We start from the raw sequence: 15,231 nt of genomic DNA on the forward strand, positions 1-15,231 counted from the left end.
AACCAACAATTATTTATAGCCATTATTGCGTTTTCGTACTTTTTATTCAATAAATTTTTTAGTTATTATGTTAATCGGAGAATTTGGTGTCGAATCCTCCTTTATAAATCCGTTTGTTGAAATTCTAAAAATAGAAGGTAAAATCAAATCTCTATCAGTTTCCTTTAATGTGTTTTCTTCTCTTTCAAAAGCTAAATAAGTTTGAATCATAGTTTCCCTTTCCTTGGCATCTGAAAGTAAATGTAAATTACTTAAAAACACCTTTACAATTAGTCTGATAAACCAAATTATTAGTGTCATACAAACTATAAAAAAACCATAAACCCATAGTTGCAAAGCACCTGTTTCTGTTAAAATTTTTCTTCCAGTTCCGTTTACATCTGTTAAGTCTAAATTGATAATATATTTCCCTAAAGAAATTATTCCAATAAATGTTAAAATCATTAAAATTCCTACAATAGCACCAAAAATGTAACTATTACTTTTATGCGATTTAGCTTTATCGGACCAATAGGTTACCGCACTTTTTACAGCTAATTTCTTTTCGTAGAATTCTTCCGATTCAGTCATTTTTGATTTGTGACGGTCAAACTCATCGTCAAATCTTTTCGCAACATCTTCTTTTTGTACTGTAAAATTTGATTCCCAATTTTCATTTTGGTCTATAATAACCTTATTTAGAGATTTGTTCTCCTCTCGAATATCAAGCAGTTCTTTAAGAATTTCGTCTTTTTGTTGTATTATTTCACCATAAAAAGATAGATATTGATTTTTTTCTGTTTCAAAATCAGGTTGGATACCAATATCAAATAAGTAAGCAGAGAATTCGCCATCTCTGTGATTGTTATTGTTATTTGAAACACCTTTTATTTTGTTTTGAAAAAAGGAAAAGGAACCAAGTGTTAAAGAACTATTATCATTATGTTGCTTGAGAAGCCAAATACCTTCTTTACTTTTTGAAGCTAGTAATCCTTGTGTTTTGTAAGTTGATTCAATGAAGTTTTTTAGCTCATCGATTAAATCTTCTCCAGTAAATTCGTCGTTACGATTTTGATTGAACTTACTTGTAATATTATTTTTAAGTGTATATGTATAAGTATGTACAATATTTCCTGGATTCCCAATGGCATTATAGAATTCAAGCTCTTTATTCGTCCATTGTGTTATTTTTTCATAGTTTTTGAAAGAATGCTTTGCACCAATATCTATGGATAGATTTTTAGGAAAGTCCTCTTTTAAATATTGATTCATATTAGACATAGTACTTCTCGTTAATTAAATTTAGGTTTTTTCGAGTATGAAACACAACGTACAGTTAAAAGGAGTTTAATTCCTTTTAGCGATTATAATTATTATGTTTTCGGGGAGGGAAAGCTAAGTTCTATATTTCAACTATTGTACGCAAGTACTTACAAAACGAGTTATGCAGAGTTATTAACGAAAATGATGTGCTAAAACTGTTAACTGATACTACATACTGATACTGCCAACAGAACACCAAACACTACTAATAATTACGTAATTTCGAGCTTTAAATAAATTGCTAAGAATGGAAGTGAATAAAATGCTAGCGTATATTACAAAGGTCATTGAACATATGCCACAAGATTGGTTAAACTTAACCACGCATAGGTTGGATATTTACAATGAAAAACTGGCTAAAGTCCAGTTTTTAGACCAGTTTATCCACCTAGCAAAAGAAGGGAATTCCAGCACTGCGGCATTGAGCAATTTACCTACGGCGTATGACTACATTCGTCTCGGTCATTCATTGTCCTGTGTTTTAGAATGGGCCATTGGGAATATCAACGGGTTGCCGGCCGAACAGGTAATCAGTTTTCAGTCCAAGACGGCACCTATTTTAGCCATTTTAAGAACAAACCTTTTAGCGCACAGAAATACGCTTATCACATACACCAAAGAGCTCCCAAGTGCATTTGATATTGATGTGCTAAAAAACATCTACGGTTTTTCATTTGACCTGAAAAAAGTGGATAGTCCCGCTGATGTGGAATCGTTCAATGGCAGTACCATTTTTATCTCACAGCAACATGATAGTTCAGCAATAAGCGTATCATCACATATAGACTTTTACATTAATATGTATGACGAGTTGGGAAGTGTATTGCTTATCAATGGTGCAGAAAATATACATTACATTTCAGATATTCAGCATTTTAGACGTAGGGAAACCGTTGCCATGACACCTCATAATTGCTTGAACGCCTTACGGTCTTTGGTGCTACCGGCTGAAAATTCGGTAATAAATAATACGACGGAGCATAAAGCTGCCGTGTTGGATCTGATACGAGAGGTGAGTGGTAGTGAGACCACACCATTGGTAGCATCGAGCGGCTTATCCGTTCAATATGCGATTCTAATGGGCTTGGTGCACGACGCCTTGGAAAACCATAAGGACAAAGCCATTAAAATTGTGGTTCCACCAAATTGCTATGGTGGCACCAATGATCAAGCAAGGCGCGTTGCCGCTTGCAGCGATGCCATAGAAATAGTGGATTTACTGGTAGATGGTGATAATGATATGGTGCAAAGCATTGATCATGTTTTGGAACAAATAGCCGCCGAAGATGCCGTACCTTATATTATTGCGGAAATACCAACGAATCCGAGAGTTGAAGTTCCCGACCTTCAAAAACTAAGGGCTGTATTAAGTGCCAAACGAAAAACTGATACCGGGAGCCAGGCTATTGATCCCGTATTTATTTTGGACCAAACGTTTTGCCCAAATGTCCATTTTTTAGGAGATGATGCTATTTTGTCAACCGTTAGAACCATTTCATTTGCCAGTGGTTCTAAATTTCCAAGTGGTGGTAAGTGTACCGCCGGATATTGTATAGCGAATAAAAAAGCGGAAGCTTTGATCGAGAAAATACAGTTGCACTTAGCCCTTTGTGATAATGAGGCTACGGATTTGCAATATGAAATTTTAGCAAAACAGATGCCGTCTATGATGCAGCGAATTCATGATGCCTATATCAATACACGAGATTTTGTTTCCTTTATAGAACAAACATTGCCTACGGCTAAAATCAATTTTGTTTCCGAAGCATTGGCAAAGGAAGGTTTTACGCCATCGGTCTTTTCTTTGGACCTACCTACAAAAGGGAATACTCCAGAAGAAAAGGAGGCGTACAAAAGAAAGATGAACGCCCTGTTGATCGATTTAATGATTACCGAAATACCCGATGAAAGTAAGTATTGCGTAAGCTATGGACAATTGAAAGGGTGTTATTGGACCATACCGGCAACATCAACTCAGGGTACCACTAAAGAGGACGATAAGGATTATATCGCCCGTGTGTCGCTTTCCCCTAATATGGACTTAGAACGCCATAAAGAGGTTTTCTTAAAGTTCGTGGAACAAATGTAAAAATGGCTAGGGTAGGGCTATTCTATATAGCCCTGCTTGCGCATCCAATCATCATTGAACATTTTACCAACATACCTGCTACCATGGTCATGAAATAAAACCACCACAACATCATCTTTGGTAAAGTGTTCCTTTAACTGCAAAACGCCTTTAATGGCAGAACCGGCAGAATTGCCCAAGAACATACCTTCTTCCTTTGCCAAACGCTGGGTGTATACCGCACCGTCTTTATCGGTTACTTTGGTAAATCCGTCAATAATATCAAAATCTACGTTTTTGGGTAGAATGTCTTCGCCAATACCTTCGGTTACGTAAGGGTAGATTTCTTTCTCATCAAAAATTCCCGTTTCGTGGTATTTTTTGAATACGCTACCATAGGTATCTATACCCCAAACTTTTATGTTGGGATTCTGTTCTTTTAAATACTTGCCCACACCGGAAATTGTGCCGCCGGTACCCACACCAACTACAAAATGGGTAATCTTACCATCGGTCTGTTTCCAAATTTCAGGTCCGGTGCTTTCGTAGTGTGCCTTGGCATTACTAGGGTTGTCATACTGATTTACATACCAACTATTAGGCGTTTCTTTCGCCAATCTTTTGGAAACCGAATAATAAGAGCGTGGATCATCTGGCTCAACAGCAGTAGGGCACACGACCACTTCTGCACCTACGGCACGTAAAATGTCGCACTTTTCTTTGGACTGTTTATCCGCCAAAACAAAAATACATTTGTAGCCTTTTACAATGGCAGCCAATGCCAAACCCATACCTGTATTGCCAGATGTACCTTCAATAATGGTGCCGCCAGGTTGCAATCTTCCATCCGCTTCAGCATCTTCAATCATCTTTAAGGCCATACGATCCTTAACCGAGTTACCAGGGTTAAACGTCTCATATTTAGCCAATACCAAACAAGGCAATTCTGCCGTAAGTGTATTGATCTTTACAAGGGGCGTATTACCAATTGTTCCCAATATATTTTCTGCGTATTCCATAGCTGCTATTAAATTCTTTCAAAAGTATAAAACGAGAATGACGAAAGCAATTTTGTTGCAGATACATCAAAAATTAAATGAAGCTTTTGTTTTTGGTTTGATAACGATAACTACCGCACCACAGTAACCTCTAACTCAACTTTTAAGGTTTCAAATAGGCTTTTAACTTCCAAAACGGTACTGGTCTGTTTGATTTCATGCTTTTTTATCCAGTCTTGAAATATATCGAAAGAGGCAAAGAATTCATCTGATGACGTGGTGTAAATATTTAAGCGTACAATATTCTTGCATGCATACCCAGCTTCAGAAATGACCTTTTCTAAATTGCTTATGGTGTCTGTAAGTTGGTTTCTCATATTGCCGGTACTAGATATACCTGCAGCGTCTATAGCTGTTTGACCGGAGATGTACAAAGTTGCTTCGGGCTTTACGACTTCAACCGCTTGAACATAACTTCTTTCATTCTGCCATTCCCAGGGATTAATTATTCTTCGTTCCATGCTATTTTATATTTGATGTTCATTTTTACACTACAAATATTTGAATTAAAGCACTGTTGAAGTGTGACATACATCACAATTATAAAACTAGGAAAGGCTAAGAGGATAATCTGCTAAGTGTTTCTCGTGATACACCCAAATAAGAAGCTAACAAGGTTTTTGGTACGCGTTGAAATAATGCCGGATGTGTTTTGAGCAATTGTTCATACCTACCTTTTGCGTCTGATGTTAGAAAAGATACAATTCTATTTTGCGAGGCGATATGACCTAAATTTGATTTCATTAAAAAGAAACGCTCCATTTTTGGAAATGCCAATGACAAGGCATGGTAATTTTCAAGGGGTAAAGCGTATACACTGGTGGGTTCAATTGTCTGTAATGCCATGGAAGCATTGGTTTGCATGAAATAGGCGGAAAAATCACTTTCCCACCAATCTTCCATAGCAAATGAAATAATATGTTCTTTACCATCTTGGTTTACTAACACCAATTTTAGGAGTCCGGAGACAATAAAATAACAATGATTTACTTTTTCTCCCTGCCGGATAAGAAAATCCTTTTTACCATAATTTTCGAATGAGAAGTATGAAAGCACTTCTACAAATTCATGATCGGTAAGAGGCACTAGTTTTTGAATATGTTGTTTTAACTTCTCTTCCATTGGTTATGAACCAAAGGTCGATATAATTAAAAAACAAAGCAATTACATGTTACCGTACTTATAATCAAGTTATTCACGGTGTTTTTGGTGATGGACTATTCCTCTGTCCAATAATCCATTACCAAAACATCGGCAATGATAGGTCCTACTTTGGCTACCAAATCTAAGTGGGCTTTATGAAAAAGGTATATTTCCCTACCGTGTTCATCGTTAAATGTCAGCGTGAAGGTATGTGTAAAACCTTTGCTGGCGCCTTCTTCACTATCATTTATTCCCCATTCCAATGCCGTAATCTGTGGAATTTGGTCTTTAAGGGCTACAAAAGCTTGTTCCGCTTCTTTAATCTTATCATTGGTAGCATCAGATTTATATTTTAAATGAACCACGTGCCTCAGTTTTTTATGTTCTCTATTTATTTTAGGTAGTACATTGTAGGTCACCAATTTATGTAAATCGAACCGAAACGAACCTGCAATAAGAAAATCCTTTTCGCCAATGGAGTGCGACCTTAAACCGTAATAAATGGAATACCCCGTTTTCAAATAGTTCATAGGGCTAAGGACCCCTTCCTTATTCAACTTTAGCAATTGTATAGCCTCATCATCTCTAGTGCCTACCGCCAATACCGCTTCATCAGTATTGACCGAAATGACTTCTATTCTTGTTTGTCCAGATAGTTTGGTGCTCTCGTCATCCTTCAGAACAAAATGTGGTACTAATGCACCCTTCTTATCGACCTTGAAAACACTTACACCGTCACCATGGTACACAAAATCTTTTCTTTTTATAAAATTGCCCCTTTTGTAGTACTTATGATGTCTGTGACCTACAATTACATAATGCCGATCTTCTAAGGTAACCCCGGTAACTGGGTAAGTGCCCGTAAGGTAACGATCTGTTTTGTTGTCACTTATATTATTTAGATTCTTGAACGTACCGTCTTCATACACCCTAAAACTGCTAACGCCATTATCTTGAAAACCACCGGTATATAAATAGGTTTTACCTTTTACTTGGTGCACATACATGCCAATAATACCATCTGTATGTACCGTTTCATCATCTTTCATTGACTGTACGTGGGTAAGCGCTCCATTTTCCTGAATTTGAAAACAACTTAGACCGGGATTTTCCTCTAGTCCGCCAACAAACAAATAAGAAGCATTTTTCATATGTACTACCTGTAAGGTAATGGCAGTGCCCAAATAGGTATCTTCTGTATCTTTGGTCAATGCTGTACGTTCTAAAGATCCAGAATCCAATATTTTAAAGCTTTCAATTACATTACCATGTTTGTTGGCTACAAATAAAAAGTCATTGTTTTTTATACGGGTAGCTACCATACCCCGTGCCGGACCTTTTTTCATATGCAGTTCATGGTCGCTTATGGGAGAAAGAATTCCGTCTTCATTTAATCCATACACATCTATATTGCCCACACCGCCGGCAAATACATAATGTTTACCGCCTTTCTCATAGCAAGTAACAGAAACAGTGTTTTCACCAGAAATGGCTTTAAAATCCTTTCTGTACAGCATTAAATCATCCGTAGACTGTGCATTGCCTATCTGCGCTATCGCGAAAATTGCAGCAAGCACATATTTAAATGTATTCATGATTTTCTTGTTGTTCATCGTCATTATGTATGCTTAATTTAAAACGTATTTGGCACCTGCAATGGCAATTTCCCTGTCTTGATCTATAGTACCGCCACTAACACCAATTGCCCCAATGATTTCTCCTTGCTTATTTTTAATAGGATAGCCACCGGGAAAAGTCATGAGTCCGTCATTAGAATGTTCAATATTATAAATAATACCGCCAGGTTGTGTCAGTTCGCCCAGTTCACCGGTATCCATATTAAAATACCTTGCCGTTTTTGCCTTTTTGATTGCTACATCAATACTTCCTAAAAAAGATTGGTCCATTCTTATAAACGCCTTTAGGTTAGCACCGGCATCTACCACGGCTATATTTACAAGTACGCCATCGGCTTCCGCTTTTGACTTTGCTTCAAGTAACACTTCCAAAGCTTCATTATGGGTAATGTTATAGGTTACTTGCGCATAAGCGTCATCCATTAATATTAATAATACCAATGTAAGTATCAGTCGGTTTACTTTTAGTAATTGTTTCATACCTCTCTATGCTGTTTTGCTTTACAAAAATTGAAAACAGTACCGAGAATAAAGTTGAACTTGTTCAACTATGGTTAATTTAATGAAATTTAAAGCTGCTTTTTTATTTTACTTAGAAATTCATGTGTGATGCCGAGATAGCTAGAAGTCTGCCGATCCGTTAATTTAGAAGCAATTTCCGGGTAGGTAGATATGAAGAGAAGATATCTTTCTTTTGCCGTTAAGCTATGGTTTTGCACCAACCTGCGCTGCCATGCCACGACGGACTTCTGAAACATGATGCGAAACAATTTTTCTGCAGACGGTATTGCCGCGTATAGTTGTTCCTTGTTCTTCCTGTTAATAATTAGCACTTGACTATCCTCTAAAGCCTGAATGTTCAATTCTGAAGGTTTGTTGTTCATAAAACTATCTATGTCCATAAGCCACCAATCTTTTGCGGCGAAGAACATGGTGTTTTCATTACCTTTTTTGTCCAGGGTAAACGTTCTAAAACAACCTTCTAGCACAAAACCTTCAAACTTGCAGATTTCACCTTGTTGTAATATGAAATCTTTTTTATCAATAGTCTTTAGATGAAAATAGCTGCAAAATTCTTGTTCTTCATCTTTTGATAAATGAATAATTTTATTGACATGCGCTATTAAAGGGTCGAAAATCATTGATGGTCTTATATTCTGAGTTACATTCCAAAATGATTAATAGGACCATTGCCATGACCCAAGATTTTATCTTTACCCGCGGCAATAGCTTGGTTTACGTAATTACACCCTTTTGTAATTGCTTCATCCATAGTAAATCCTAAACTTAAATAAGCTGCAATGCTTGAAGAAAGACTACAACCGGTACCATGTATATTAGTAGTGTTTACCCTTGGGTTGGTGATGATTTTTACTGTTTTGGTCTCATGAACATAAAAAACATCGGTCATAATAAAAGAATCATTATCCACATGACCACCTTTCAACAAAACGGAGACTTGAAACTGTTCACCAATTTTTTGTGCCATAGCTTTCATGTTGTCCACATTGATTTTTTCATTGATCAATAATTCCGCTTCGGGTATGTTAGGCGTAATCAAGCTCACCTTTGGTAGAAAATCCTTTAAACATTCAATAGCATCGTCCGCAATTAATTTATGACCGGATGTACTCACCATAACAGGGTCTAATACAATATTAGTTGCTTTATACTCGGTCAATTTAGTTTCTACCATATTGATTACCTCGCAAGAATGGAGCATGCCAATTTTAATGGCGCCAAAATAAATATCACTCAATACGGCATCTAGTTGTTTTTCCAAATGTGCAATGGGTATAGCGTGTATATCTGTTACACCTTGCGTATTCTGAGCCGTAGTGGCCGTTATTACCGTTGCCGCAAATGCACCGCAGGCGCTAATACTTTTAATATCTGCCTGTATACCTGCACAACCGCCAGAATCGCTCCCAGCGATACTTAACACACTATTATAGGTTCTATTTAAATCTTCCATGCTTCTTTATTATAGGCGCTATCCCAAAACATCCATTCCAATTTAGATGCTTTTATAAAAGCTGTTTTCATTTTTTGTAAAACTTCTTCTGAAGCATTTTCCGCATACCTATTGGTAATTGCTACCGCATTATTGACCGAGGTTGCAAATTCTTCCCCGCCATAGGTATCTATCCAATCTTGATATGGATTATCTGCTTTATTGGTTTGGTTTTCTTGAATGTAATCCCCAATTTCTTTGTAAATGGTAAAGCAGGGGAGCACGGCTGCCAACGCTTCTTCTAAAGAATGGTTTGCTACCATACGTGTTAAATAACTAGTGTACAATTCACAAGTAGGCGAGGGCTCATGTGTTAACCGATTATCTTTCAAGAAAATTTGATGAAGCGCATTTTCAACATGAATAATGCCGGTTGCCGAATCCAGAAAAAACTGTGTGTCGTTTTCATGCTGACACTTAACACCCACTGTAGCAAGTACTTTTTTATACTCCGCCAAATACATGGCATCTTGATTGATATAAAATTGAAATACATCCGATGATAGCGTGCCGTTCATCAGTTCTTTGATAAAGGGCTGTTGTTTTATTGCTTCTAGAATAAAATCTGTTTCTTGTCTTACTAGTGTGTACCAGTCTTGCATACTATTTGTTTTAATTCTTTTGTTGCCGTTAGTGGTTCAACTGCTTTTGAAATTGCGGAAACTACGGCAATACCATCGGCACCGTTGCTTATAATCTCCGCTGTATTATTTTTGTTGATACCACCAATACAGACCATAGGTTTATTATATATTTTTCGTATTGATCTAAGACCCGAAAGACCTAAGGGTTTCGCTAGATCTGTAGTTTTCGTATCCGTTGAAAAAATAGGGGAGATGCCAATATAATCAGCGGCTTGGGCATTATCCTTTATAGCTTCTTCCAAAGTACTTACCGATAGTCCGATAATGGAACTTTTTCCTAGTAGACGTCTGGCAACGTTAAATGGCATATCGGTTTGTCCAATGTGAACTCCGTCTGCATTCACTGCCAGTGCAATGTCTATACGGTCATTAATGATCAATGGAATGTTATTAGCCACACACAATTCTTTTGCATGAACGGCACGTTTGTAAAATGTAGCCGTGTCGCAGGTCTTCTCACGTAATTGTACCAATGTTACACCGCCCTTTAAAGCAGCTTCTAGAATAGCAAAAAAGGAATTATCGTCCCTAATACTATCATCGGTAACATACATTAAAGCATAATCTATTTTAGGCATTCGTCTTAACTTTTGCCACTAAAACTTCAGGGGAAAGCTCATATAGACTATCATAAAAATTCATTTGAAAGCTGCCCGGACCGGCACTCTTATCATTTGCCATATCACCTGCAACGCCCATTATGGCCATTGCAGCAACTGCAGCTAAATGTGTATTTTCCTCAACACCCAAACAAGCACCTACCATAGCGGTTGCTGTACAGCCCATTCCGGTAATTTTTGCCATTAGCGGGCTTCCATTTTCTATTTTACTAATAGTATCTGCAGTGATGATGTAATCTATAGCACCACTGATCACTACGGTATTATTAAGTTGCTTGGCAAGTAGGGTAGCACCTTCAATGGCATCTTGGTTATCCATAGTACTATCCACACCCTTAGTGGAATTGGTCAATTTAGCCAAGGCCATTATCTCCGAGGCATTTCCACGAATTACATTGGGTATTGCTGTCTCTATGATCTTCTGTGCCACTTCCGTTCTGTATGCAGATGCACCAACGCCAACCGGGTCGAAAACAAAAGGGGTATTGGTCGCTTTGGCTTGTGCTGCAGCCATTAGCATACTTTCTACCCATTTTTCGCTCAGTGTTCCCATATTGATAACCAGTGAAGAAGAAATAGCAACAATATCCTTGACCTCTTCTTTAGCGTGAGCCATTACAGGAGATGCACCAACAGCCAATAAAGCATTGGCAGTATTGTTCATGACTACATAATTGGTAATGTTATGAACTAAAGGACTCTTACTTCTTATTTCTTGTAATATCTCGGAAATACTGCTCATTGAATAATTATAATCGGTTATTTTGGTGAGCAACTAAGTTCGCTAAATTCAAAAAAATAGAAAACAATAATGTATTAGTATTGTGTAAAGTTATTAACGTTAGTTTCTTAATAATGATTTAAATAGCTTAAGCAAACAGTTTTTTGAACAATATACGTCTACATTTCAATGGCTGATATGGTAGCCACCTTTACTTTGATTTGTAATCATCGTTTTTAGAAAAATACCCTTCGTTTGATACTGCGGCATCGCTAACTTCTATACTAGCCGTTTTGAACCAAACTTCTGCATAATTGCCATCGGCATATTGCTTTTGAATATCGCCACCATGGGTTTCTGCACCAGAACACCAGTTCATGTTTTCATCTGGAGATTTTCCGTTGGTTTGATTATAAGCGCCCAATTTAAAAAAGCAGCCTTCACCAGCGTATGCCTCTTTGCGTTCAACACCATCTTGACCAATAGGGAAGAACAATTTCTTGGTTTGCTCAGGTATATCCGCCTGTGTTGGGTATTCCGATTCCAGTAAATTTTTGGTATACGTTTTGGTTTCATGTCCGTCACTCATAAACTTTAAGCTCATGATACCGTCTTTTACAATAACCTCATAGCTGAATTCTTCACCTAGCGCTATGCCATCTTCAGGTTCCGCAGGATAAGTATCCACAGTTTCACCAACTACCGAAAAATCATTGCCCCAAACAGCAGTAGAGTAGTCCCACCTCTTAGAATTATCATCACCAGCGGTATTGATTTCATAATGCCAAAATACAGAGCCTTTGTTATGACCTGGGTATTTTTTGTAAAAGATTTTCAATGGCTCGTTTTCAAAGGCATCTGCGCTATGAATCTGACCCACAACTACCGCGTGGGTTGCTGCCACACGGGCATCTCCCGTAGATGACACGTTTATTACTTTAAGAGTTGCCGTCAACTTATCATTTGCCGTTTTTGGGTACCATTTTTTAATTTGCGCCAGTTCGGTCCTGGTATTATTGGAAGAGCCATGGGTATTGCCACCATTGGGTGCTTTAAAAACTACCCAATCATCTTTGCCATCATTGGCAACGTAAAAGAAATCTTTGTTTTCAAAGTTATTGGCTACTCCCGCATTTGAACCATCGCCCAAAATTAATTTCCAATCATCAAAGAACGGAATTACCTCACTTGCGTAAACCGTTTCTTCTGGATCATTCTCAATAGGAGCATCATTTGTTTTCTTGGTTGTGTTCTTACAATTAGTAAAACAAAAAATTGTTACTAACGATGCCAAGGCAATTATATGTTTTTTCATTTTCTTACGATATAAAGCGATAAGATAGGAATAGTTTAAACAATTAATAAATTATAGGACATTTTCTATTGAGATAACGGATATTAACCTTCTATTCATGAATATCTTGCCAAACCATTACCACTTTACCTCGTGTACGCATTTTTTCAATATGTGCTATTGCTTCTGGTATCTGGGTATACGGATATGACTTTTCTATGTGGACCTTGATGCGCTCTTCATTAATAAGTGAAGCCAAAACTTTCAAATCTTTAGTATTCGCTTCAGCCGTAAATTGGGTCAATGGGAACTTACTGAAAGCTTTTTTCAATAAAACGGCAAACATATGTCCTATAGTAGTAAAACCGACCATAACACCTCTTTTGCCCATTCGTGTATAATCGGAATGCGTTAGGTTGCCATGAACATCAATGACTACATCATAATCTCCTTTATGCTGGTGAATATCTTCCTTATCATACCCAATGATATAATCTGCACCAATTGATTTTACAAAGTCCGAATTTCTGGCAGAACATACAGCCGTAACATGTGCTCCGTATGCCTTGGCAATTTGTACCGCAAAATGACCCACACCACCAGATGCCCCATTAATCAATACAGATTCTCCATTTTTTATGTTACCATGCGTAATTATTGCCTGATAAGCTGTTAGACCGGCAATGGGAACACCTGCCATGGTAGTGAATTTTGCATGCTCTGGCATTTTAGCACAAACATTGGCCGGAACACAAGCAAATTCTGCAAAAGCACCACCACCTAACATTTCACCAAATACATTGTCTCCAATTTTAAAATGCTGCACGCCAGAACCAATTTCTTCTATAATTCCTGCAAAATCAGCACCTAATATAGCATCCTTGGGTTTAAAAAGTCCGAACGAAAATCTAGCAAAAAAGGGCTTTCCCCGTAGAATATGCCAATCCGCCGGGTTAGCGGAATTCGCCATTACCTTTACCAAAATATGATTGGTTTTAACTACCGGTTTAGCAACTTCTTCCATTTGAAGAATCTCCGGACCGCCATATTTATACTTGGTAAATGCCTTCATATCCTCTAAAATTGAAATTAGTTACTTTACCTCGTTCTCTAACTCGCTACCTGTCTCAAATGATTTAATATTGTTTAAGGTGATCGTAGTTATTTGATCCATTGCTTCTTTTGTAAAATATGCCTGATGCGATGTAATCAACACATTAGGGAAACTTAATAGTCTCAATATCATATCATCTTGAATGATATGTTCTGAATGATCCTCAAAAAACAGATTTTCTTCCTGCTCATAAACATCGATTCCCAAATACCCTATTTTTCTATCTTTAAGTCCGGCAATGGCATCTTCCGTTTTGATCAGGGCACCTCTACTGGTGTTGATGATCATAACACCATCTTTCATTTTAGCAATAGATGCTTTATTGATGATATGCTTGGTATGTTTGTTTAAAGGACAGTGCAACGATATAATATCCGATTTTTGAAATACTTCTTCAAGCGGTAAAAATTCTACCCCTGCAGCTACCAGTTCTTCATTTTCAGCAATGTCATATGCAATGAGCTTACTTCCAAAACCTTTTAATAATTTACCGAATGTTGCTCCAATTTTTCCCGTTCCAATAATACCTATGGTTTTATTGCTCAGGTTGAAACCAATAAGGTTCTTTAATGAAAAGTTGCCTTCCCTGACCCGGTTGTAAGCTTTGTGCGTTTTACGGTTAAGGGTCAATATTAAAGCCAAGGCATGCTCTGCAACCGCTTCTGGCGAATAGGCAGGTACCCTTACTACCTTTATGCCTTCTTTCTCCGCAGCTTCTAAATCTACATTGTTGTAGCCAGCGCAGCGTAGTGCTATTAGTTCTATACCGTTGGCGGATAATATTTTAATAGTTTCTTCATTGACTATATCGTTTACAAAAACACATACCACATTGCAATCTGCCGAAAGTTTAGCAGTATCTGGATTTAAAGCGGTTTCATAAAATGAAAAATTATAGTCATAATCCGCATTATACTTTTCAAAATACTCTTGGTCATAAGATTTGGTACTGAATACAGCAATGTTCATTAAGATAGTTTTGATGATGAATAGTATCTTAAAGTTAACTATACTAGTTTAGTAATCCAATCCTATTTCACGAGTTTTTAGAATGGTATTGTTACTATCTATTTTAATAGTTCGGCTATTTCATTATTGCCCTGCATTTTTGCATGTGATAAGGCCGTATTACCACGGTTATCCTTAATTGTTGCGTCAGCGCCATTTTTTAGCAAATAATTGACAATATCTTTATGACCAAAGGTGCTGGCATAAATTAACGCCGTTGCATCATTATAGTTTTGCTGATTGACCTTGGCTCCGCTGTCAATAAGCATTTTAGCTATTTCAAAATTACCTTTAAAACAAACACCCATTAATGCCGTATTGCCAGATGTATCTTTAGCATTTACATCGCAACCTTTCTCCAATAGAAATGAAACAACCTCTTTTTGGTTGTTATATGCTGATAATATTAAAGGGGTAAACCCCTTACTATCAACGGCATTTATTGACTCCTTATTTTGATTGTAAAGATTGCGTAATGTTTCTACATCTCCAGTTCTAGAAGCCTCAAAAATGTTTTGAGCGTTACCTGTAAGTGTACTTATCATAATAGTTAGTATTAGTAAATTCTTCATTATTTTCTGTATTGGAAAAGAGGATGCATAATAGCA

General features: G+C 37.2%; 16 protein-coding genes. 1 reads left to right on the forward strand and 15 read right to left on the reverse strand.

Annotation, left to right across the window (positions count from 1 at the left end; genetic code table 11):
* Positions 1-42: 42 nt before the first annotated feature.
* On the reverse strand, positions 43-1,260 hold the full coding sequence (locus I600_RS01150; RefSeq protein WP_058102684.1) for a DUF6161 domain-containing protein: 1,218 nt from the start codon (positions 1,258-1,260) through the stop codon (positions 43-45).
* A 289-nt stretch (positions 1,261-1,549) separates the two neighbouring features.
* Between I600_RS01150 and I600_RS01155 the strand changes: the two genes are divergently transcribed.
* Positions 1,550-3,391 (forward strand): PLP-dependent aminotransferase family protein, encoded by a 1,842-nt coding sequence (locus I600_RS01155; protein ID WP_058102685.1) that lies wholly within the window; start codon positions 1,550-1,552, stop codon positions 3,389-3,391.
* Between the two features lie 17 nt (positions 3,392-3,408).
* Here I600_RS01155 and I600_RS01160 read toward each other — a convergent pair whose 3' ends face one another.
* The 14 genes from I600_RS01160 to I600_RS01225 form a co-directional block, all read right to left on the reverse strand.
* Positions 3,409-4,389: a PLP-dependent cysteine synthase family protein gene (locus tag I600_RS01160; RefSeq protein WP_058102686.1), complete on the reverse strand. Its 981-nt coding sequence runs from the start codon at positions 4,387-4,389 to the stop codon at positions 3,409-3,411.
* 110 nt (positions 4,390-4,499) lie between these two features.
* Complete coding sequence (locus I600_RS01165; protein WP_058102687.1) at positions 4,500-4,889, reverse strand: RidA family protein; 390 nt, start codon at positions 4,887-4,889, stop codon at positions 4,500-4,502.
* A 97-nt stretch (positions 4,890-4,986) separates the two neighbouring features.
* Positions 4,987-5,550, reverse strand: coding sequence for a Crp/Fnr family transcriptional regulator (locus I600_RS01170; RefSeq protein ID WP_058102688.1), 564 nt, complete (start codon positions 5,548-5,550; stop codon positions 4,987-4,989).
* A 95-nt stretch (positions 5,551-5,645) separates the two neighbouring features.
* Positions 5,646-7,166: a Dabb family protein gene (locus tag I600_RS01175; RefSeq protein ID WP_058104229.1), complete on the reverse strand. Its 1,521-nt coding sequence runs from the start codon at positions 7,164-7,166 to the stop codon at positions 5,646-5,648.
* A gap of 33 nt (positions 7,167-7,199) precedes the next feature.
* Positions 7,200-7,631, reverse strand: a complete 432-nt coding sequence (locus I600_RS01180) for a GlcG/HbpS family heme-binding protein (RefSeq protein ID WP_245188864.1) — start codon at positions 7,629-7,631, stop codon at positions 7,200-7,202.
* A gap of 146 nt (positions 7,632-7,777) precedes the next feature.
* Entirely contained in the window at positions 7,778-8,350 is a 573-nt protein-coding gene (locus tag I600_RS01185) for a Crp/Fnr family transcriptional regulator (RefSeq protein ID WP_058102690.1), read from the reverse strand.
* A 20-nt stretch (positions 8,351-8,370) separates the two neighbouring features.
* Complete coding sequence (gene thiD, locus I600_RS01190) at positions 8,371-9,183, reverse strand: bifunctional hydroxymethylpyrimidine kinase/phosphomethylpyrimidine kinase (protein WP_058102691.1); 813 nt, start codon at positions 9,181-9,183, stop codon at positions 8,371-8,373.
* On the reverse strand, positions 9,171-9,824 hold the full coding sequence (gene tenA, locus I600_RS01195) for a thiaminase II (protein ID WP_058102692.1): 654 nt from the start codon (positions 9,822-9,824) through the stop codon (positions 9,171-9,173). Before tenA ends, thiD begins: the two co-directional genes overlap by 13 nt.
* Positions 9,803-10,444, reverse strand: a complete 642-nt coding sequence (gene thiE / locus I600_RS01200; protein WP_058102693.1) for a thiamine phosphate synthase — start codon at positions 10,442-10,444, stop codon at positions 9,803-9,805. Before thiE ends, tenA begins: the two co-directional genes overlap by 22 nt.
* Complete coding sequence (thiM, locus tag I600_RS01205; protein WP_058104230.1) at positions 10,437-11,228, reverse strand: hydroxyethylthiazole kinase; 792 nt, start codon at positions 11,226-11,228, stop codon at positions 10,437-10,439. Before thiM ends, thiE begins: the two co-directional genes overlap by 8 nt.
* A gap of 190 nt (positions 11,229-11,418) precedes the next feature.
* Positions 11,419-12,522, reverse strand: a complete 1,104-nt coding sequence (locus I600_RS01210) for a polysaccharide lyase family 7 protein (protein WP_058102694.1) — start codon at positions 12,520-12,522, stop codon at positions 11,419-11,421.
* Between the two features lie 91 nt (positions 12,523-12,613).
* Complete coding sequence (locus I600_RS01215) at positions 12,614-13,573, reverse strand: NAD(P)-dependent alcohol dehydrogenase (RefSeq protein ID WP_058102695.1); 960 nt, start codon at positions 13,571-13,573, stop codon at positions 12,614-12,616.
* A 21-nt stretch (positions 13,574-13,594) separates the two neighbouring features.
* The gene (locus tag I600_RS01220) at positions 13,595-14,584 is read right to left on the reverse strand and encodes a 2-hydroxyacid dehydrogenase (protein WP_058102696.1); all 990 of its coding nucleotides are present in this window, start codon (positions 14,582-14,584) and stop codon (positions 13,595-13,597) included.
* A gap of 98 nt (positions 14,585-14,682) precedes the next feature.
* Positions 14,683-15,195, reverse strand: a complete 513-nt coding sequence (locus I600_RS01225; protein WP_058102697.1) for an ankyrin repeat domain-containing protein — start codon at positions 15,193-15,195, stop codon at positions 14,683-14,685.
* Positions 15,196-15,231: the final 36 nt, after the last annotated feature.

The sequence above is a fragment of the Maribacter dokdonensis DSW-8 genome (assembly GCF_001447995.1).
GTDB classification, from domain to species: domain Bacteria; phylum Bacteroidota; class Bacteroidia; order Flavobacteriales; family Flavobacteriaceae; genus Maribacter; species Maribacter dokdonensis.